The 20,345-nt window shown below is 69.3% G+C and carries 15 protein-coding genes and 1 pseudogene; 6 read left to right on the top strand and 10 right to left on the bottom strand.

The genetic code is table 11. The features are described from left to right. Window positions 1-208: 208 nt before the first annotated feature. Window positions 209-3,295, bottom strand: coding sequence for a lamin tail domain-containing protein (locus tag ASF68_RS16415; RefSeq protein WP_056013712.1), 3,087 nt, complete (start codon window positions 3,293-3,295; stop codon window positions 209-211). Between the two features lie 165 nt (window positions 3,296-3,460). On the opposite strand from ASF68_RS16415, the gene ASF68_RS16410 reads away from it, so the two are divergent. Both ASF68_RS16410 and ASF68_RS16405 read left to right on the top strand, forming a co-directional pair. After that, on the top strand, window positions 3,461-4,288 hold the full coding sequence (locus ASF68_RS16410) for a dienelactone hydrolase family protein (protein WP_056013710.1): 828 nt from the start codon (window positions 3,461-3,463) through the stop codon (window positions 4,286-4,288). A gap of 38 nt (window positions 4,289-4,326) precedes the next feature. Next, the gene (locus ASF68_RS16405) at window positions 4,327-4,704 is read left to right on the top strand and encodes a bleomycin resistance protein (RefSeq protein WP_056014612.1); all 378 of its coding nucleotides are present in this window, start codon (window positions 4,327-4,329) and stop codon (window positions 4,702-4,704) included. A 29-nt stretch (window positions 4,705-4,733) separates the two neighbouring features. Here the strand turns inward: ASF68_RS16405 and ASF68_RS18885 are convergent, their stop codons facing one another. From ASF68_RS18885 to ASF68_RS16390, 4 genes are all read right to left on the bottom strand, one after another. Beyond that, the gene (locus ASF68_RS18885) at window positions 4,734-4,973 is read right to left on the bottom strand and encodes a hypothetical protein (protein ID WP_157579753.1); all 240 of its coding nucleotides are present in this window, start codon (window positions 4,971-4,973) and stop codon (window positions 4,734-4,736) included. 50 nt (window positions 4,974-5,023) lie between these two features. After that, window positions 5,024-5,227, bottom strand: coding sequence for a hypothetical protein (locus tag ASF68_RS16400; RefSeq protein WP_157580566.1), 204 nt, complete (start codon window positions 5,225-5,227; stop codon window positions 5,024-5,026). Window positions 5,228-5,332: 105 nt separating this feature from the next. Beyond that, entirely contained in the window at window positions 5,333-6,655 is a 1,323-nt protein-coding gene (locus ASF68_RS16395) for a GNAT family N-acetyltransferase (protein WP_056013702.1), read from the bottom strand. A gap of 56 nt (window positions 6,656-6,711) precedes the next feature. Further along, entirely contained in the window at window positions 6,712-7,521 is an 810-nt protein-coding gene (locus ASF68_RS16390; RefSeq protein ID WP_056013700.1) for a MerR family DNA-binding transcriptional regulator, read from the bottom strand. Between the two features lie 317 nt (window positions 7,522-7,838). Here ASF68_RS16390 and ASF68_RS16385 point away from each other — a divergent pair, with 317 nt between their 5' ends. After that, window positions 7,839-8,021, top strand: a complete 183-nt coding sequence (locus tag ASF68_RS16385) for a hypothetical protein (protein ID WP_056013697.1) — start codon at window positions 7,839-7,841, stop codon at window positions 8,019-8,021. Between the two features lie 14 nt (window positions 8,022-8,035). Further along, on the top strand, window positions 8,036-8,578 hold the full coding sequence (locus ASF68_RS16380) for a GNAT family N-acetyltransferase (protein ID WP_056013693.1): 543 nt from the start codon (window positions 8,036-8,038) through the stop codon (window positions 8,576-8,578). A gap of 13 nt (window positions 8,579-8,591) precedes the next feature. Here ASF68_RS16380 and ASF68_RS16375 read toward each other — a convergent pair whose 3' ends face one another. After that, window positions 8,592-9,761 carry a glycine C-acetyltransferase gene (locus tag ASF68_RS16375; protein WP_056013690.1) on the bottom strand — a complete coding sequence of 390 codons (1,170 nt, stop codon included), beginning with the start codon at window positions 9,759-9,761 and terminating at the stop codon, window positions 8,592-8,594. Window positions 9,762-9,826: 65 nt separating this feature from the next. Next, window positions 9,827-10,939 carry an L-threonine 3-dehydrogenase gene (gene tdh, locus ASF68_RS16370; RefSeq protein ID WP_082498762.1) on the bottom strand — a complete coding sequence of 371 codons (1,113 nt, stop codon included), beginning with the start codon at window positions 10,937-10,939 and terminating at the stop codon, window positions 9,827-9,829. Window positions 10,940-11,093: 154 nt separating this feature from the next. Here tdh and ASF68_RS19275 point away from each other — a divergent pair. Continuing rightward, a pseudogene (locus tag ASF68_RS19275) lies at window positions 11,094-11,963 on the top strand (LysR family transcriptional regulator); the annotation flags it as partial. Between the two features lie 45 nt (window positions 11,964-12,008). Continuing rightward, the gene (locus ASF68_RS19270) at window positions 12,009-12,437 is read left to right on the top strand and encodes a VOC family protein (RefSeq protein ID WP_235526877.1); all 429 of its coding nucleotides are present in this window, start codon (window positions 12,009-12,011) and stop codon (window positions 12,435-12,437) included. On the opposite strand, the gene ASF68_RS18570 is transcribed toward ASF68_RS19270, so the two are convergent. From ASF68_RS18570 to ASF68_RS16355, 3 genes are all read right to left on the bottom strand, one after another. After that, on the bottom strand, window positions 12,413-12,991 hold the full coding sequence (locus ASF68_RS18570) for a hypothetical protein (RefSeq protein ID WP_082498761.1): 579 nt from the start codon (window positions 12,989-12,991) through the stop codon (window positions 12,413-12,415). The two genes, ASF68_RS19270 and ASF68_RS18570, sit on opposite strands and share 25 nt — an antisense overlap. A gap of 21 nt (window positions 12,992-13,012) precedes the next feature. Continuing rightward, window positions 13,013-13,525 carry a hypothetical protein gene (locus tag ASF68_RS16360; protein ID WP_157580563.1) on the bottom strand — a complete coding sequence of 171 codons (513 nt, stop codon included), beginning with the start codon at window positions 13,523-13,525 and terminating at the stop codon, window positions 13,013-13,015. Between the two features lie 151 nt (window positions 13,526-13,676). Continuing rightward, window positions 13,677-20,285, bottom strand: coding sequence for a DUF4011 domain-containing protein (locus ASF68_RS16355; protein ID WP_235526856.1), 6,609 nt, complete (start codon window positions 20,283-20,285; stop codon window positions 13,677-13,679). Between the last annotated feature and the right edge of the window lie 60 nt (window positions 20,286-20,345).

Genomic DNA, 20,345 nt, shown 5'->3' with positions numbered 1-20,345 from the left:
GCTGACGCGAGTGCACCCGACCCGGCCCGGGCGCACCCCACACGCGCGAGCGCGCCCCTCCGGAGACCCGCGCTCACGTCCTAGACCCGCGCTCACGTCACAGCACCGCGCTGGCAACATCACCACCGGCCCAGCGAAACCGGCAGGTGACGGGGAACGGCCCCGGGTGCGCTGGTGCGCTCCCGGGGCCGTCAGGTGTTGCGGCGGGTCAGGCCGCCCGGCGACGCGATCGCATCGCGACGAGGACGCCACCGAGCAAGAGCAGGAGCACGCCCGTCCCGATCGTGCCGATGGGCAGCTCGGTCCCGGTCGTGGCGAGCGCCCCACCGGAGGCCGCGCCGTCGACGATCGTCCCGTCGGCTGCGACGACGCGCACCTCGGTCCACCCGATGAGCGAACCGTCCGCCGCGTAGACCGCGACCCGGTGGTCGCCCAGCGTGGCGTCGGCCGGGATGGTCGCCAGCAGGTCACCGGCGGCGTTCGTCGTGCCCGCGGCGATCCGCGCGGGCGTCGAGTACAGCCACACCTCGACAGCCGTGGCCGCGAACCGGTCCTCGAGCCCGACCGTCACGGTCTCGCCCCGCCGCACGGTGTCGGCCAGCGTGATCGCGCCACGGTTGGCCTCGGTGAGGCTCGTGCCGGGCAGCGGCGTGACCCCACCGGTCGGCGGCGTCACGGGCGGCGCGGTCGTGCCGGGCAGCGACCCGAGACGCAGGGCCTCGGAAGCGAAGCCGTCGGCGAACCAGTACACGGGACGCTTCCCGTCGACCGACAGCGAGGCCGGCGCGGTCGCGAAGCCCTCGTTGTTGAGGTCGGGCAGGCCTGCCGGGCGGGCGACCTGGGCGATGCCCGGCTGCTCGGTCCCGTTGAGCGTGATCTGCGCACCGGTGCCCGCGCAGCCGTCGTCGCACACGGCCCACAGCACGCCGAGGGTCGTGTCGTAGTCGAGCGCCATGACCGCCGGGAGGCCCGGGTCGATCGTCGAGATGAGCGTGGCCGAGCCGTCGGCGTTCAGCGCGAACGCGTACACGTCGCCGGTGTCCTCGACGCCGACGAAGAACAGCCCGTCGCCGTGACCCGCGTAGTTGGCCGGGTCGTACGTCGCCTTCGTGTTGTCGTCGAAGAGCTTGCCGGCGAGGTCACCGTCGGCCACCCACTCGACCGCTTCGACGCCGAGGTTCGCGCCGACCGTCGGCAGCAGGGCCGTGAGGTCCCACTCCTCGGAGGCGACGACGTCCGGTCCGGGCGCGTTCGGGTCGACCTTGAGCACGGCGTTCAGCGTCGTGCCCTTCACACTGTTGTCGCGCTCCACGCCGACATAGACGGACCCGGCGCCGTCGACCGTGATGCCCTCGGTGTCGGGGCCGGCCGCAGCGGGGTTCGAGGCGTCCTTCTGGAAGCGGGCGCGCTTGCCCTGCTCCCAACCGTCGACGAACGAGACGGAACCGTCAGCGGCGATGGCGAGCTTCCAGAACGTGCCGGTGCCGTTGTCGACCGCCCAGAGGAACGCGCCGTCGGCGGTGACCTGGGTGTCGAGGCCCGAGCTGTCCTCGAGGAACGTCGGCGTCGTGTCGAGCACGGTGACGTCGGGCGAGCCGGGCCACGGGCCGACGGGGATCTCGCCGGCGCAGACGTTCGCGGCGCCCTTGGTCGACTCGCTGGTCGCGGCGAAGGCACCGGTGGCGTCGGGGCAGCGACCCCAGGTGGTGGCCGGGTGTCCCTCGCCCCACGTGGTGGAGTCGAGGAGTGCGTCGCCCTCGAAGAGGCGGACCGTGTCGCCGCCGCCGAGACCGAAGCCGAGGGCCGCGCGCTCGATGACGAGGTAGCCGCCGGCCGCGATGGTGGTGTTCGCGGGGATCGCGTATGCGTGGGTGTCGTCGTCGTCCTTCACGACGATGCCGGAGACGTCGAGCGTGGCGGCGGTCGGGTTGACGAGCTCGATCCAGTCGTCGGGCGATCCGCCGTCGGACTCGACCTCGTTGATGCGCACCGGGTTGCCGCAGGCGTTGCGGAGTCCCTTGGTGGAGACCGCGGTGTCGGCGAAGTCGCCGGTACCGTCGGGGCAGCGGGCGAGGACACCCTCAGCGTGAGCCGCGTAGGCGTGCTGCGCGACGGTCGTGCCGGCCGCGTTCCGCACGGTGACGGTGTCGCCGTTGCCGAGCCCGAAGACGAAGTCCACGTTCTGGTCGAAGACGAAGTAGGCGCCCGGCTCGAGGATCGTGCCGGCGGGCAGCGGGGTGGTCTGGTCGGCGTGGCCCACCGGGTCGTCGTCCATGACCGTCCAGCCGGAGAGGTCGACGGCGGTCGGCTCGAGGTTGACGACCTCGACCCAGTCGGTGGCGTCGCCGTTCGACTCGATCTCGTTGATGGCGAGGTTCGGGAGCACGCAGTCGTTCGCCGCACCCTTGGTGATGTTGGCGAGCACGAACGGGCCTTCGCCGTCGGGGCAGCGGGCGAGGGTCGCTGCGAGCGAGTCGCCGCCGATCACCGGGTGGCCGCTCCAGGTGCCGGAGCGGTCGATGAGCGTGCCGGCGTCGTCGAAGAGGCGGATCTCGTCGGCGCTGCCGATGCCGATCGGGTCGCGGAAGGCTGCTTCCACGCCGCCGACGAGGCCGACGGTCGACTCCTCGACGACGAGGAACTCGCCCGCCGCGATCGACGTGCCGGGCAGGAACTGCCAGCGGTGGTCGTCGGAGTTGTCGCGGATCTCATACCCGGAGATGTCCAGTGCCTCGGTGCCGGGGTTGAAGAACTCGACCCAGTCGGCGGGCTGTGAGTCGATCTCGTTGATGCGGATCTCGCCGGGGGTCTCGGGGACCTCGGGTGCGGTGAAGACGTTCGCCACGCCCTTCGTCGACTCGGTGGTCTCGGCCCAGCCGGAGCGGTCGGCGGTGACGCCGTACGTGATCACGGCGTGGCCGGTCCACGAGTATTCGTCGGCGAGTGCCGCGGTCGGGTCGAACAAGCGGACGGAGTCCTCCTTGCCGAGGCCGAACCCGAGCTGCTCCTCCTCGACGACGAGGAACGCGCCGGGCTCGACGACGGTGCCGGCGGGGAACGCGTAGTTGCTGTCGTCCTTGTTGTCCTTCACGACCCAGCCGTCGAGCGTGATAGCGGTGGCGGCGGTGTTGGTGAACTCGATCCAGTCGCCGGGGACGCCCCCGGAGGACTCGACCTCGTTGATCTGGAGCCCCGGCGCTGGGGCGGCGATGGCGACGGCGGGTGTCGCGATGAGAGCGGTTGCACCGATGGCGCACGCGGCGGTCATCGTCAACACGCGGTTGAGGCGGGGCATGGGTCTCCAGGGCACGAAGGGACGGGGATCTGGATCCATCCCATCGGCGTGGGGTTGCCGGTTGGAGGAGCGACGGTGGCCGGAAGGTGAACGGCGGGTGGCTTCCCAGGCGACACGTGCCACGATCCGGCAGTTCGGGTGCGACCCCGGGGTTACGCTCGCCCCATGACCGACCTCGACCACGCTCCGACCGGCGAACTCTCCGGCTGGGTCCGGACTCCGTTCACCGGCGGCGGCGTCACGCACGACCGCTTCGAGCAGGGTTCAGGGCCGGGAGTCGTCCTCATCCCCGAGTTGCCTGGGCTCACGCCCGAGGTCCTCGGGTTGGCGGAGCACCTCGTCTCGGAGGGGTTCACCGTCTCGATCCCGTCGCCGTTCGGGACGCCCGGTCGCGAGGGCACCCTCGGCTACACGCTCGCCAGCGTGTCGAAGGTGTGCGTGTCCGCCGAGTTCAAGGCGTTCGCGACCGGCGCGCACCGGCCGGTCGCCGACCACGTCCGAGCCCTCGCAGCCGACCTCGCCGCCCGCACACCAGGACCCGGTGTCGGCGTCATCGGCATGTGCTTCTCCGGCGGCTTCGCGCTCGCGGCCGCCGTCGACGAGCATGTGCTCGCCTCGGTGATGAGCCAGCCGTCGACGCCGTTCCCCGTCAGTCGTGCCCGCCGGATCGACCCCGGCATGTCCGCAGCCGAGTTCGACGCCGTCGCAGCCCGCGCAGCGCAAGGATCGGTCTGCGCCCTCGGTCTGCGGTTCAGCGAGGACAAGGCCGTGCCGCGGGAACGATTCGCGACCATCGCGGCGAAGCTCGGCGACGCCTTCGAGGTCATCGAACTCGACTCCTCACCGGGCAACCCCGGCGGCTTCGCGAAGACCGCACACTCGGTGCTCACCGGCGAGGTGCGCGAACGCGACGGTCATCCCGCGTTCGAAGCCCGCAAGCGCGTGGTCGCCTTCCTCCGCGAGCGTCTGGCGTCACCGGCGTCGACGGATTGACCTTCCCCGACGGTCGTCGCGCTGCGATCATCGACTCCATGACCGCGACCCAGCACGACCGCGCGACGCCGAATCTGCCGTCACGCAGCTTCGACGTGACCGAGGCCTTCTACTCGGCCTTCGGCTTCGAGCAGACCTTCCGCGATGAGGGCTGGCTGATCCTCGTCCGCGGGGGTCTGCAGCTCGAGTTCTTCCCGGCGCCCGACCTCGACCCGGCGTCGAGCAGCTTCATGTGCTGCCTGCGAGTCGCCGAGGTCGACGAGCTCGCCGACGCGATCCGACGGTCGGGCGTCCCGGAACGCACGACTGGAGCACCGCGACTCCACCCGGTGCGGATGCAGGACTGGGGATTCCGAGCCGGCTTCCTGATCGACCCGGACGGCACGCAGCTGACTCTCATCGAGCAGCGCGACTGAGTTGCGACCCACGGGCTGGCCCGGCCCGTTCAGGCGAGAGAGTGAGCGATGTTCCAGATGCCGATAGCGATCCAGGCGATTCCCGGAGCGATCAACGTGCTGGGTGACAGCGCTCGTCTTCCCCGAATGTGAATCCAGAGCCTTCCGTGCAGGCGTGTATTGCCGCGATCGATACCGCGCGCCAGCGGCTTTCGGAAGACGACCACTGCGCAGCCGGCCAGGATCAGCAGGACACTTCCGATGAACCGTCCCAGATTCACGATCTCCATGGCCTGCTCGTTCTCACATCATGAAGGTATCGGGCCGCCGCGCTGAGGGATCAGGGGAACGACTGCACGATGTTCGCGATCCCGATGGCGATGCCGGCAAGACCGGGGATGATCATCGAACTGGGCCGGGGAGCTTTCCTCCCGCGAAGACGCAGCCAAACCCTTCCGTAGACCCGGGTGGTCTCGCGATCGCCCATCCGGGCGAACTGCCGCCGGAAGACGAGCGTGGAACCGCCAAGCGCGATCATCATCACGCCTCCGAGGATGAAACGCGCGACATTCACGCGTTCCCTCTTCTGCTCATTGTCACCTGATGACCATATCGAGCGACCGAGTCGCGGCGAGGCTTCGAGCTCCTCCTAGAAGAAGGTGATCCCGTGCGGGGCACGCGGGGTCTGCAGCATCGACCGCAGGAGGAGCGGCGCCTGCTCGTCGGCGGCGTGCAGCACCCCGCCGGCGGCGAGGGTCACCGGGGAGACCGCACCGAGCAGCAGGGCGCCGAGGTCGGCGACGTCGAGCGCGAGGTCCGCACCAGCCGCATCGGTCTCGTCGCTCAGCTTCGTCGCCGTGCCGCGACCGCCCGTCACCTCGAGGCGGAAGGTGCCCGCCGCGTAGCCGAGCGCGTCGGTCACCGCGATGGTGAGCGAGCCGTCGGCCGCATAGGGACGAGACGCGAGGACGGCAGGCAGGTCGAGGACCCGCAGCCACACGTGGTCTTCTTCGTGCTCGATGTCGTACGCCCGGTTGTCGCCGAGGGCGGCGATGATCGGGTCGTCGAGGCGGGCACGGTTGTACTTCACGACGTCGTTGAGGTCGATGGAAAGCAGGAACTCCCAGAGCGACAAGTAGGCGGCGTCCGTTGCGTAGACGAGGTCGATGATCTCGATGCCGGTCTGCCCACCGGGCTGCTCGACCATGCGCCACGTGACGTACCCGTCGACGTCTTCGCCATCGGCCGGACGGTGCACCGCGGCACGGGTGTCCTTCGCGGGCTCGCCATCGCGACCCAGCGTGCCGAGGACCAGTGGCCAGGATCCGGTGTTGCGGACCATCGAACCGATCGAGCGCTCGTCGAAGCGGTCGAACACCTGACGCGCGACACCGTCGGCGAGGTATTCGGGGGTGACGACGGACACGATGCCGGTGGTCGACGCGAGGAACGGCAGCGCCTTCGCGCGCTTCACGACGACGTTGCGCTCGCGGATCGCGGAGCCGAACCCGAAGCGACGGTAGATGGTCCCCTCGCTGGCGGTGAGGGCCGCGATCGCATACCCGTCGGCGACGCCGCGCTCGAGCGCGTGCGTCATCATGCGACGGAGGATCCCGCGACGGCGCTCGGTCGGGCGGACCGTGACATCGGAGACCGCCTGCGTGTTGATCGACGTGCCGTCGCCCCAGCTGAGCGCCTTCGGGAACCAGGAGAACGTGCCGGCGGGCCAGGTCTCGTCGACCGAGCCGGGTTGCGGGTTGCGCAAGTAGGCGCCGAGGAGGACCGCTTCGTCGGCGATCAACTCGTTCACCTTGCGTTTGCGCGCCTCGGGCTTCGGGGTGGGCTCGTGGAAGCCGAACCCGATGGCGTCGAGCGCCGCCAGGCTCTCCGGGGTCGGTTCACCGTCGGTCCCGTTCGCGAACGGGAACTCACGGAGCTCGTAACGGGCGTCGAAATCTTTGCTGTTGGCCACGACTCCAGCCTAACGACCCGCCCTGACAGCCCGACAGGTGTCGCCTGACCACCGCATCACGGCAAGGTGATCGACACCTCGACGGCATACTCGTCGGCGGTCTGGCCGAGCACCCGCTGCCGGAGCTCGGTGGTCGGCATCGTGATGCCCCGCTCCGCGATCGCGTCGAACAAGGCGACGACCGCGGGGTGGGTCGAGCCCTCCGGGAGCTCGACGCCCGGCTCGGCCCGCCAGACCGCGGCGAGCTCGGTACGTTCCGGCAGGACGTCGACCGTGGTCCCATCGCCGCCCCACGTCGGTTCGAGCTGCGACGAGGTCGGCCAGCAGCAGACGATCTCGACCGCGCCCTGCTCCCCGGGACGCAAGGTCGTCCAGAAGGTTCCCGACGGGCCGACGCCGGCCTCCTGCACGGCGACGTACAGCTGCGAGAACTGCTCGTTCGCGTCGTCGTCCGTCACGGCGTCCTCATCGCCGCGCGGCACGGTGAGTACCCGGCCGACGTAGGGCTGGGGCGGAAGGGTGCGCTCGACGATCTCGACCGGAGCCGCGAGCGACGCGACGACTGAACGAGCCTGCGCGAAGGCCAGGTCCTCCTGCTCCCGTTGCTCCAGGACGAGGCGGTGGTGGACGTCGATGGTAGTCGACGGATCGGCACCCGCGACCGTGACGCCGACGGCGTCGAGCGGCACGCCGGCGTCGCGGAGCGCCTTCACGATCACGCCGGAACGCACCTGCTCCTCGCCGTAGCGGCGGTACCAGGAGTCGGGATCGACCTCGGCCGGAACCAGCACACCCTTCTCGTCGTAGTGCCGAAGCGCCTTCACGCTCAAGCCGGTCATGCCTGCGAACTCTCCGATGTGCAACATGCTTCAAGCATCCCGTCTCCCCCTACGGGAGAGTCAAATGCGGGAGTTTTCTGGTGCCGACGACATCTCTGCGAGCGGCTTCCGCGTATGAGAACCTTCGTCGATGAGCACCCTTACTGAAGCTTAGGGAGCCTAACTTCACTAACGAGGTCCCTTACTGAAGGTTAGGGAGCCATCCTTCAGTAACGAGGATCGACGGTGAACGTTGTGGTCCTCCTCACCGCCGCTCCGCACGACTGGGAAGCTGCGCGGCTGATCGGACCATCCAAGGAGTGACCCGCGACTTTCCGGACGCACGACTTCGGTAGCCTTCACGGGTGAACCTCGACCCGACCGCTCTCATCGTCTTGACCGTCACCTCTTGGCTCCTCGGCTTCATCCTGTTCGTGCTGCTTTGGATTTTCATCATCCGGACCGCCGTCCTGTCCGCGCTTCGGAAGCACCAAGCGGAGACACAGGCCGAACGCCGAGCCGCCGCAGCACGCGGCCTGACGCAGTAGAGGCCGTTCAACCGATGCCAGTCCCTCACAACACGGAGCACCTGCGGTTCCGGCGGATGACGCCGGCGGACCTCGACGAGATGGCTGCGCTTCTTGGCGACCCTGCCGTCATGGAGTTCTACCCGGCGCCGAAGACCCGCGAGCAGGCCCCAGCCTGGATCGCTTGGAACGAGGACAACTATGCGACGTACGGCCTCGGCCTCTGGATCATCGAGACCCACGACGGCGACTTCGTCGGTGACTGCGGTCTGACCTGGCAGCGGGTGAACGGCGAACTGAAGCTCGAAGTCGGCTACCACGTGCGCCCCGCCTGGCAGGGTCGAGGGTTCGCGACCGAGGCAGCCGCCGCAAGCCGCGACTTCGCGCAGGAGCACACTGACGCGCTCGAACTCGTCGCGATCGTCCACCCCGACAACCGGGCGTCGTCGCGCGTGGCGGAGAAGATCGGCATGCAGCGCGTGGACGACGACCTCGGCGCAGACGGGTCGGTGCGGCACGTGCTGAGCATGCGACTGCGATCGACGGCCGACCTCAGCGACGGCGATCGCCCTCGCTGACCAGCCGCGGCACCTATCCCCGCGCCGCGACGAACGCGGCCACGCAGTCCTCGATGTCCTGCTCGCTGTGCGCGGCGCTGATCTGCACGCGGATGCGGGCCTCGCCACGCGGCACCACGGGGAAGCTGAACGGGATCACGTAGATGCCCTGCTCCAGCATCCGCGCGGCCACCTGGACGGCCTGCTGCTCGTCGTCGAACATCACCGGGATGATCGGGTGCGACCCCTCCAACAAGCGGAAACCGGCCTCGGTCATGCGGGCGCGGAACAGGTCCGCCTTCCGGAAGAGCCCCTCGCGCAGCTCGTCGCCCGCAGCCGCCAGCTCCACAGCACGACGCGCACCGGCGACGAGCGACGGCGCCAGGCTGTTCGAGAACAGGTACGGCCGGCCCGACTGCCGCAGCACGTCGACGATCTCCTGCTTCGCACTCACATACCCACCCGACGCCCCGCCGAGCGCCTTGCCGAGCGTGCCGGTGAGGATGTCGACGCGGTCCTGCACACCGAACAGCTCCGGCGTGCCGCGACCACCCGGGCCGACGAAGCCGACCGCGTGCGAATCGTCGACGAGCACGAGCGCGCCGTAACGGTCGGCGAGGTCGCAGATCTCGTCGAGCGGGGCGTAGAAGCCGTCCATCGAGAACACGCCATCGGTGACGATCACGGTGCGACGAGCGTCGGCGGCGTTCATGAGCTGCTGCTCGAGGTCGGCCATGTTGCGGTTGCGGTAGCGCAGGCGGCGGGCCTTGCTCAGGCGGATGCCGTCGATGATCGAGGCATGGTTGAGGGCGTCGGAGATGATCGCGTCGTCCTCGCCGAACAGCGCGCCGAAGACGGCTCCGTTCGCGTCGAAGCAGGAAGAGAACAGGATGGTGTCCTCCGTGCCGAGGAAGGCGCTCAACTCCTGTTCGAGGTCACGGTGGATCTGCTGGGTGCCGCATATGAACCGCACGCTCGCGAGCCCGTAGCCCCACTCGTCGAGGGCCAGCTTGGCGGCGTCGACGATCGACGGCTCATTCGCGAGACCCAGGTAGTTGTTGGCGCAGAAGTTGCGCACCTCACCACCGTCGATGGTGACGTGGCTCCCCTGCCGCGAGGTGATCGCGAACTCGCGCTTGGTGAGGTCGTCCGCCTCGATGCGGTCGAGCTGGTCGCGCAACTGGGTCTTGATAGTGCCGTACATGTCGTCTCCTCGGGGTCGAGTGGGCGGTGGGTCGGTTGTCGGTTGGGTGGGCGACGGGCGTCGGCTCAGGCTGCGGTGACCGCGCCGACGGTCTCCGGCACGTGTTCGTCGATGACCCCGGTGATGACGGCGTCGCGGGTGTCGGTCCAGTCGATGAGCACCTTGCCCGCCGCTCCCCCGCGCGCGGTGTCGAAGGCGTCCTGCCAGGCGGCGAGCGGGAAGCGGGCGGTGACGAGCGTCTCGAGAGCGTGCCGGAGCTCAGGGCTGTGGTCGACCATCGCGCTGGCGTGGTGCCAGGTGTCGAACATCTCGCGGCCGTAGATGCCCTTGATGGTGATCATGCGGGTGATGACCTTGGTCCAGTCGATCTCGATGTTCGTCGACGGCAGACCGAGCAATGCAACCTTGCCGCCGGTGTTCAGGTTGTCGATGAGTTCGCTCGCGGCAGCCGCTTGGCCGGACATCTCCAGGCCGATGTCGAAGCCCTCGAGCATGCCGAGCGCGGCCTGGGCGTCGGCGACCCGTTCCTTCGAGACGTCCACCACCCGGTCGGCTCCGACGGCGAGCGCCTTCTCAAGTCGGTCGGCGACGACGTCGGTCGCGACGATGTTGCGCGCGCCGGCGACCCGGCAGACGGCGATGGCCATGAGGCCGATGGGGCCGCAGCCGGTGATGAGCACGTCTTCGCCGAGGATCGGGAAGCTGAGGGCGGTGTGGACGGCGTTGCCGAGGGGGTCGAAGAGGGCGCCGAGGTCGGGTGTCACCTGGTCGCCGTGGACCCACACGTTGCTGGCGGGGAGGACGACATATTCGGCGAAGGCGCCGTCGAGGTTGACGCCGAGTCCGCGGGTGTGGCGGCAGAGGTGGCGGCGGCCGGAGCGGCAGTTGCGGCAGGTGCCGCAGACGAGGTGCCCCTCGCCCGAGACCGCCGCGCCGACCGGGATCCCCGCGACACGGCTGCCGACCTCGACGACCTCCCCCGAGAACTCATGGCCCGGGACGAGTGGGGCGTCGACCGCGCCGGCCGCCCACGGGTCCCACGATTCGATGTGGAGGTCGGTGCCGCAGATACCGGTGCGGTGGACGCGGATGAGGACGTCGTCGGAGCCCATCGCCGGCATCGCGCGCTCGACGAGTTCGAAACCGGCGGTGTCGGGTCGTTTCCAGAGGGCGAGCAACAGCGTTCCTTCCTGCGGGAGCGGCGACTGCCGGTGGTGCTTGGTGTGCTGGCTGTCGCGGACGGGCGTCCTTGCGCTGTCCTGATGACCACGCTAGTCAGATCGATCCGTCATGAATATTGAGGGTTTCCACGTGACCAGTTAGCTTGAGCTGATGAATCTCTCCCAGATGCGGATCATGCGCGAGCTCGCCCATCGCGGCACGATCGCCGCCGTCGCGCGTCACCTGCACGTGACCGCTCCCGCGATCTCGCAGCAGCTGGCCGCGCTGCATCGCGAGCTGGGCGTGCCGCTCACGTATCGCGTCGGGCGTGAGATCCGGCTGACCGAGGCGGGCATGGCGCTGGCCGAGATGGCCGGGACTGTGCACACGCTCATCGACCGCGCGGCGGAGACGGTGCGCGAGTACGGCGACGACACCGGTGCGCGGGTGCGGGTGGCGGCGTTCCAGAGCGCAGGCCAGGCGCTGTTGCCGGGGCTGTTGGCCGAGGGGGACGCGGGCTCCGCGCCGGCGTTGGTGTTCGGCGAGCACGATGTCGCGCAGCCGGAGTTCGCCGAGCTCGTCGACCAGTACGACCTCGTCATCGCGCACCGCATGGATCACGACGAGCCGTGGCCGTCGGAGCAGTTGTCGGTGACGACCCTGTTGAGCGAGCCGTTCGACGTGGCGATGTCGGTGGACCATCCGTTGGCCGCGCGGTCGTCGGTGTCGGCTGCGGAACTCGCCGAGGAGTCGTGGATCGCGGCGCATGCGGGCTTCGCGCCGGACGTCGCGCTCGGGGTGGTCGAGGCGACGGCGGGGGTGCGGTTCCAGCGAGCGCATCGGGTGAACGACTACCACCTGGCGGCGTCGCTGATCGTGGGCGGCGGGCTGCTGGCGTTGTTCCCGCGATACACGGCGCCGCGGGCGGACTCGCAGTTGGTGCTCGTCCCGCTGAAGGACGTGCGGATCGCGCGCAACATCGACGTGCTCGCGCGGCCGCATGCGCTCGCGCGGGTCGCGGTGGCGGGGACGTTGGAACGGCTGCGGGGTGCTGCGGATGTCTTGCAGCGCACGCGGCCGTCCGCGCTGGTCGCGGCTGGTCCCGGATTGCACCACGTCGAGGTGTGGCTGGCGGACGTGGCTGCGGAGCGGGCGGGCTGGGCGTGGTTGCTCGGTCGTGTCGGCTTCACGATGGCGAGCGAGTGGTCCGGCGGTGAGTCCTGGGAGGCCGGCGACACGTACCTGACGCTCACGGCGTCACCGAACCTGAGCGCCGACTCGCACGACCGTCGCCGACCGGGCGTGAACCATCTCGCCTTCCGAGCGGGATCGCGCGAGGCCGTCGACGCCCTCATGGCGGCGGCCCCGGAGCACGGCTGGCAGCCGTTGTACCAGGACCGCTACCCGCACGCCGGTGGCGAGGAGCACTACGCGGGCTGGCTCGAGAACGAGGCCGGGTTCAAGGTCGAGGTGGTTGCGGATCCGCCCTGCTACCAAGCATCGGGCATTTCCTGATGCCACGGGTGTTCCGGCGGCAGGCCCACACGCTCCTCGAGGGCGATCTCCCGAAGTTCTGACGGCAGGAGCACGGGTGCCTGGTCGGCCGGCTTCAGGAGGAGGTCCCAACGCGCTTCGTAACGCTCGAAGAACTTCAACGCGACTCGACTTCTGTCCACACCCGCATTCCGTTTTCCAGCCGGCACGCCCGGCTCAGTCAGCCAATGCTGGTGAACGATCCATGCCGCGGCGGCCGTGTGCGCTCGAGGCACGATGAAACCTCTCGACGGACGTTCGACATCGTGTGGGACAGCGACCATGACGAACCACTCACCGGAGTGTTTGGGAGGCAGTTGTGCTTTCTCGCCGAGAGGCCAGCTGGACGTTTGACTGTCGCCCCGGATGGTCTTCACCTGAACTTCGATGATCGGTCGTTCCTCGCCTGAATGGACCGCAAGAATGTCCGTCCGCTCAAGCCCATCTCGAGTCAAGGCCGGGGCCCAACCATGCCGCGCCAGTTCGCTCGCAACCCAGTGCTCACCGATGGTCTTGGTTGCTTTCGTGTCTGCCATGGGCAGAGCGTACCGTCGCCCCTAAGACTGAGTGGTTCGGGCTGCAATGAAGTCAGTAAGGACCTCCAGATCGACCGCAGCCTTCCCGTAAAGGATGTCGTTGAGCAGCGTTACACCAATGACATCGTGGACCGATATCCGAGCCAGCGTGACGGTACCGTCCAGAGCCGCAGCGTCCTTGATGGCGTCGTAGAGGGCTCGCTGTTTCCAGCGTGGACCCCCAAAGGCACCGAACGTCAGCGGAGGATCTTCGCCACCGAACAGGCGAGCGGCGGAAGGGTTCGACCACCGTCGGCCACCAGTCCCGACGCGGCCCTCATGTTCCGCTGTGTAGCGGCGGTAGCTGTCCGTCCACGGGAGTTGCGGCGCCCAGGCTGTTTCGAGTGTTTGAGCCCGATAGCGGGTGAAGTGCATTTCCTCGTCCAACTCGATGACGAGCCCATTTTGGTAAGCAATGTCCCAAGCGCCCGGAGCAAGCCGTGGATGATCGATGGCCCCGCCAAGGCCCCTGTACAGGCCGATGATGTCAGACACCTTCGATTCGGAGAGCGAGTCGAGGCGAGGCGCCGGTGGTCTCGACCCCGCCTCCTCCATCCCCGCAGCGCGCAACAGCCTTCGAAGCTCATTGCTTCGTGCCCCTGTACGAACCACTAGGCCACCCGCCGGTGCATGAGATTCGTGTGTCTCACGACAACACGCCCTCCAGAATCGTCTCGCCGCTCCGGCGAACACGCCCTGAAGCCAAACCGAACTCGAGGGCCTCGTCGAGGCGGGCACCGATCGCGGCGGTGACACGCTTGCCGCCGAAGATCGCGAGGGTCTCGCGACGGAGCTCGTCGGGCGAGAGACCGGCGGACTGCTCCGCGGCGATCGCCATCGCGTTCGCGATCTCCACCAGGGAGATGTGCTCGATCGCACGAGGCGCGTCCGCCGCGGACTGACGCGCTCCTCGCCACGTGAGCGGGTCGATCTCCGTCGGCCAAGCGAAGGGCTCGTCAGAGCGACCGAGGAACTCGGCCGGGACCTTGTCGAGGATCGACTTCGCCCGCGACCCAGCCACCCGATCGAGACCGAACGCACCCGCGACCAGCTTCGCCAGACGCGTCAGATGGATCGGCCCCTCGGCCTCCACCGCCGCACGGATCGCACCCTGCACCGCGACAACAGACGTCCGACCCGGCAAGCGGTCGAGCACCTCGATCGAGCCCAGCATGGGCGCGTCCCAGGCCTGGTACTCGGACAGCTCCGGATGCCGCGCCGACGTATCCGTCTCCGGCGCCGCCTCCGCGGACTGCGCCGAACCGACCTTGCGGTCACGGAACTCCGACAGGGTCTCCAGCGACGCCAGCCGCTCCGACCACTCCCGAACGCGCGCACTCCGCACCGGCGGGACCGCATCCGCACCCGCGGCGGACTCGTCGACGGCGTCCTCGCTGCCGCCGGCAGTCACCTCGGTCTGGTCCGGTTCGTCGGTAACAGGTGCGTCCACCGCACGCCCCGCAGCAGCCCGCTCCCCTGCAGCCTCAACGGCCGCGACCAACCGGTCAAGCACCTCCTCGCGGTGGTGCAGCCACTCCGGCAACCACACGCGCTCGACGCCCGGCCACCGCATGAGGCCACTCAGCACCTCGATCGGCAGTCCGTCACGGTCAGCGACCGTCCGTCGCTCACGCCACGACGCCCCGTCGAGCAGCACCGCGACGAGCGGTCGGTCCGGCTCCGCCTCTGTCGCGATGCTGATGTCGACGCGGAAGTCCGACAACCCGACATCCGTCCGAACGGCATGCCCGGCGTACCGCAGCTCGTCGGCGATCTCGTCGCGGTGGCGGTCGATGATCGCCTGACGACGACCGTCCTCACCGGCCGCGTCGCTCCCCCGCTGCGCGAGCTCGAGATACGCCTTCAGGTGCTTGATGCCGATCGACGACGTCTGCTCCGCGCGCAGCTCCGACGGGTCGAAGCTCGCGAACAGCACCACCTGTCGCCGCGCCCGCGTCACGGCGACGTTCAACCGCCGCTCGCCACCAGCTCGCGTCAGCGGCCCGAAGTTCAGCGGGATCACGCCCTTCTCGTTCGCACTGAACGCGATCGAGAACAGGATCGTGTCGCGCTCATCACCCTGCACGTTCTCCAGGTTCTTGACGAAGAGCCCGTCCTGCTCGTCGAGCGCCGTCGCGATCCGCGGGTCGGTGCTGTCGCGCAGCAGGTCCTCGATGAGCGTCCGCTGCTGCGCGTTGAAGGTGATGACGCCGAGCGACGGCGTCTCATCCGGCGAAGCGGCGAAACGGCGGGTGATCTCCTCGACGATCGCCTGTGCCTCCACCGGGTTCGTCCGCAGCGACTTGCCTCGGCCGCCGCGCTCGAACTGCCCGTCGAGTCGCACGAATGCCAGCCCGTGGCCCTCGACCCCACCGTCGCCCGCGCCCACGAACGGCGCCGGGAACGACGACAACTGACTGTCGTAGTAATGGTGGTTCGAGAACGCGATGAGCGACTCGTCCTGGCTGCGGTAGTGCCACGACAGCCACTTGCTCGGCACCCGCGCCTGCACGCACTCGGACAGGATCGACTCCTCGTCCTGCAGCACCTCGCTCGTGAAGTCGGCCTCGTCGTCGATCGTCGCGCCGGCCTCCGCGAACGTCGTCGGCGGCATCTGCTTGCTGTCGCCCACGACCACGACCGAGCGCGAACGCCCCATCGCCCCGATCGCGTCGGCGACCCGGATCTGCGACGCCTCGTCGAACACGACGATGTCGAACAGCTCGGCGGCGGCCGGGAAGAACCGCGCGACCGACTCCGGGCTCGCGAGCGTGCAGGGCATGATCTGCGTGATGAGCTCGCCGAAGTTCTCGAGCAGCGCACGGACACTCATGCCGCCGCGCTGACGGTCGATCTGGCGACGCAGCCCGCCGACCTGACCGCTCTCCGACTGCGAACTGAACGTCCGCAGCCCGAGTACCGACGCCGGGATCGCCCGCGGCAGCTCCTCACGCACGGCCTTCACGCTCGTGGTGAAACGGGTGACGCTGCGGTTGTGTGCGGTGGCGTCGAAGGCGTCGAGCGTCGTGGTGCGCTCGCGCTCGTCGATCGACGCCTGCGCGAGGCCCTTCTCGAAGGCGAGCGTCGCGTCCTCGGTCTCGATGCGACCGGCGAGGATCGCAGCGCGGACGTCGTCGAGCCCGTGGGTGCGGAGCGGTTCGATGACCCGCACGAGGTCGAGCCAGCGCTCGAGGACGACGGGCTCGGCGGCGTCGAGGCGGCGGGCGTCGCGCGTCGACCACCAGGCCTGCAGGAAGCCCTCGCCACCCGACCACGCAGACAGGCGCTCGGTGGTGACGGACGCAATCCGCAGGAACTCGCTCCAGGTGCTCGCGAGCGTCGTCAGCGCCTGGGCTGCCTCCTGCGACGGCTGGGTCGTCGCGTAGTGGTCGCGGACGGCGGTGATGAACGCGTCGTCGGGCGTGCCAGGGAGACGGAAGCCCTCCGACAGCCAGCGGTACCAGCCGAGCAGTTCGCGCACCGGCTGGGTCGGCTCGACGAGTGGGTTCCAGCGGTCGCCGACGAGCGGGAGGGCTGTGGAGCGGAGCGTGCCGCGCAGCTGGACGAGGCGGTCCTGCGCGGCTTTCGCCTCGGTGAGCTGTGGCACGAGCTGCTTCACCTTGAACGAGGTCGCGTCGACCGCGAGCACGTCGCTCAGCTGGGCGAGCGCGGCCCGGAGCCGCTTCTTGCGACCGAAGAAGCTCGACGCGGCAGCCTGCTCGGCGGCGTGAAGCGGGCCGGCGATGTCGCGGTCGAGGATGGCTGGCGTGAAGGTCGAGCGCCACTCGGCCTGGGCGTCGCGAAGCTGTTCGGCGGCAGCGAGAGCCTCGTCGAGCCGGCTGAAGTCCTCGGGCCTGGTTCCGGCCATTAGCGCGCCGATCGGCAGGCGCGGTGCGGCGACGGCGGTCGACCAGAGGCCGAGGAGATCGGGTCGCGACGCGAGGCGCAGGGCGTCCATCGGGAGGCCGGCGTCGAGCGTCGAGGCCAGGGCGGCGTCCATCGCGCGGGCGAGCTGCTGGACAGTCGCGGCGTCGAGCCCGGGAGCCGACGGGCCGTCGAGGAACGCCCACGGGTGGGTCGTGCTCGGGCGCGCGAGATCCGAGCGCTCGGGCAGCTCGCGGAACACCTGCCGCAGCTCCTCGAAGGCCTCGGGCGTACCGGCTGCGACGAGCTGCTCGGGGATCGCCATGGGGACGAGGTCGTGGTCCATCGCGAGCAGGCGACTCCGCGCGGAGTAGAGCGAGAAGCCGGCGGCGTTGACCTCGTGGAGGCGATCGGCGTAGCGGGTGAGGGTGCGGAGGCCGGACTCGGACAGCTCGCGGTTGGTGCTCAGCGCATCGATGTCGGCCTTGGTGCGGAGGTCGAGGCCGGTCTTGATCTGCGCGCGGACGACGTTGGGCCTGGCGCCCTTGTCGTGGAGGTCGAGCGAGAACGCGCCGAGTCCGACGTCTTCGAGTCGCTGCTTCACGACGTTGAGCGCCGCACGCTTCTCGGCGACGAACAGGACCTTCTTGCCCTCGGCGAGCGAGCGGGCGAGGAGGTTGGTGATGGTCTGCGACTTGCCGGTGCCGGGAGGGCCTTCGAGCACGAAGGTGCGGCCGACGACCGCTTCGGCGACGGCGTCGAGCTGCGACGAGTCGGCGGCGACCGGGCAGTCGAGGCCGAGGCGGTCGAGGTCGGTGTCGGTCTGCGCGGGCGTCGGGTCGGCGTAGGCCTCGAGCGGCGAGTTGATGAGGTGGTCGACGAGGCTGTTGCGGCTGAGCGTCTCCCAGTTCTCGTCGAGGTCCTTCCACAGCCGGTACTTCGCGAACTGGAGGATCGACAGCGACGCCGTCTCCTCCACGCGGAACGGGAGGCCGGCGTCGAGGATCGCCTGGCGCACGGCGGTGAACGCGGCGGGGAGGTCGATGCCGGAGCCGTCCTCGACGGGGTTGGCGAGTCCGGGGATCTCGAGGCCGAAGCTCAGGCGCAGCTTCTCGAGCAGGCAGTAGTTGGGCGTGGACGAGCCGGCCTCGTCGAGGGTGAGGCGGTAGGAGGAGCCACGGCTCGTGGTCGTGAGCGTGACGGGCACGAGCACGAGGGGTGAGCGGAGGTCGCGGTCGCCGAAGCGCCAACTCAGCATGCCGAACGCGAGGTAGAGGTTGTTGGCGCCGGTCTCCTCGACGATCGTCTTGGCCTTGTAGGCGAGGGCGCGGAGCTTCGTCGGGTAGGCGGCTTGGGTGACGTCGATGAAGGCGCTCTTCTTGTCGTCGAGGAAGGTGATGCGGTCGCTCTCGTCGAGGTCGCGGCCGAAGCGGATGCCGCGCTGCTGGTCGATCGTGGCGACGCTGTCGGAGGCGACGAGGGTGAGCGGGGTGCCGTGATTGATGCTGTCCTCGAGGCGCCCGAGCGCGGGGCCGGGGACGGCGAGTTCGAAGCCGGAGCGGTCGGTGTAGTTGATGAGCTTGTTGCGGAGGCTGAGGTCGAGGAGGGCGTTCTTCCAGGTGGAGACGCGCTTCGGGACGTCGGGGCCGTGGCCGGCGGCGGTCGACTCGGCGGTGGCCGGGGCGTCCTGCGTGAGGGCGCGGGCTTCGGGTGCCTGGTAGAGGGTGACCACGGGCTCGCCCTCGGCGTTGATGCGGCGGCTCGGCAGCGGGTAGATCTTGCGGAGACGGGCCTGGACGACGTCGGTGATGCCGATGAAGTCGTCGAGCGAGCCGGCGAGGTGTTCGGTATGGGGCCGACGGGAGGCGTCGGCGAAGGTCGCGGAGGTGCCGGTGAGCATGGTGGTCTCGACGACGCCGATGCGGCCGAGTTCGAGGGAGTTGACGGCTTCGGAGACGTCGGTGCTGGCGACGACGTCGAGGGTGGTCTGGACGCGCCAGTAGCCGAGGAAGATGTGGTCGTTGAGGAGCCAGAGCAGGGGGTGGATGCCGATGGCTTCGAGGACGGACGCGAGCAGGATGGTGGTGTCGAGGCAGGTGCCGAGGTGGCTGGTGAGGACTTCCTCGGGGGTGCGGACCTTCTGGCCGCTTTGGCCCCAGCTGGCGGGCGGTTCGGCGTAGCGGATGTCGCGGGCGCGGGCGGCGTCCCAGACGGCCGCGACGATGGCGTCGATGCGGGCGGGGTCGTCGAGTTGGTAGGTGGCGAGGGAGCTGTTTCCGGTCTGCTGCTCGAGGAGGTCGGAGACCTCGAGCATGAGCTCGCTGACAACGAGGGCATTGGGCTGCACGTGGGCGGCGAGGAGTTCGAGGCCGAGCTGCACGGGTGCGGCGATCCACTGGTTGGACGCGAGCACGGTGACGGGGCTCTCGACGGCGCCGAGCTGGGTGCCTGCGGCGTCGCGGACGGTGACCCGGATGACGCCGGGCCGCTGTTCTTCGACGAGGAGCATGCGGCGTGGGTCAAGGAGGACTTCGGGGCTGCGGAGGAGGGTGGTGCGGTCTTCGCCGAGGTCGGCGAGGAGCACCTTGGTGTCGGCGAGGGCACCGTCGGCGGTGACGACGTCGATCTCGACGGACGCCGCCCGGCGTTCCCCGCCGTGGTTCTCGAGGACGATCTCGTCGATCACCGCGATGCTGCAGTGCGCCATCGCGTAGCTGAGCGTCGGCGTCGCGCTGACGCGGATGGCGACGAAGGCGGGGGCGTCTGCTGCAGACGAGGAGCCTGCGGCGCCGTCAACGGAAATGGCGCCTGCGGCGCTCTGCCCATCTTCCGCTTCGCGACCGTCGGCCAACCCTGTCGACGCGACCGCTCCGGTCCCTGAGCCTGTCGAAGGGCCCATCTCGTCTTCGTTCGCCGTCTTCGTCAACGCACCCGTCTCGGTCCCTGAGCCTGTCGAAGGGCTCAACACCCGCCCCTTCAACTCCCCCACAACCGCAGCCTGCTCCGCGGCCCCGACGCTCTCCAACAACAACTGCATCGAGTCCAAAGCCCGGTACGCAGACTGCTCCGTGAACCCCGCGTTGTGCGCCCAGGCGTTTCGAACCTCCCGAAGTTCACTGGCATACCCGCGAGCGCTCCGCGACAGCACGCGGTCGAACGGGTACCACAGTTCCCCGATCCGTTCGGTCATCGCCCGGAGCATCAGCGACACGTCGGTCGCCGAGTACCGCCCGTGCCCGATCCCGGCCGCGCGATCCTTCTGCTCGACGATCCGAGTCCACTCGACACCGGGCACCGCCTCGGCGAACGCACCCTCGACGATGGGCCGAAGGCCCAACCCAAGCTGCTCGAGCCCCTGGCCGACGGCGGAGTTGAGTTCAGAAGCGTCCACGTGCGGGCCTTTCATGTGATCGTGCGGGTGGGTCACGCGCGTTGTCAGAACACAATCGCC

It is taken from the genome of Plantibacter sp. Leaf314 (assembly GCF_001423185.1).
Classification (GTDB): domain Bacteria; phylum Actinomycetota; class Actinomycetes; order Actinomycetales; family Microbacteriaceae; genus Plantibacter.
This window is presented reverse-complemented; position numbering and strand designations above follow the sequence as displayed.

What these genes read in the sequence shown, in the direction of transcription:
- ASF68_RS16415 (WP_056013712.1), bottom strand. Translation starts at nt 3,295, where the DNA reads ATGCCCCGCCTCAACCGCGTGTTGACGATGACCGCCGCGTGCGCCATC.
- ASF68_RS16410 (WP_056013710.1), top strand. Translation starts at nt 3,461, where the DNA reads ATGACCGACCTCGACCACGCTCCGACCGGCGAACTCTCCGGCTGGGTC.
- ASF68_RS16405 (WP_056014612.1), top strand. Translation starts at nt 4,327, where the DNA reads ATGACCGCGACCCAGCACGACCGCGCGACGCCGAATCTGCCGTCACGC.
- ASF68_RS18885 (WP_157579753.1), bottom strand. Translation starts at nt 4,973, where the DNA reads ATGGAGATCGTGAATCTGGGACGGTTCATCGGAAGTGTCCTGCTGATC.
- ASF68_RS16390 (WP_056013700.1), bottom strand. Translation starts at nt 7,521, where the DNA reads ATGTTGCACATCGGAGAGTTCGCAGGCATGACCGGCTTGAGCGTGAAG.
- ASF68_RS16380 (WP_056013693.1), top strand. Translation starts at nt 8,036, where the DNA reads ATGCCAGTCCCTCACAACACGGAGCACCTGCGGTTCCGGCGGATGACG.
- ASF68_RS16375 (WP_056013690.1), bottom strand. Translation starts at nt 9,761, where the DNA reads ATGTACGGCACTATCAAGACCCAGTTGCGCGACCAGCTCGACCGCATC.
- ASF68_RS18570 (WP_082498761.1), bottom strand. Translation starts at nt 12,991, where the DNA reads ATGGCAGACACGAAAGCAACCAAGACCATCGGTGAGCACTGGGTTGCG.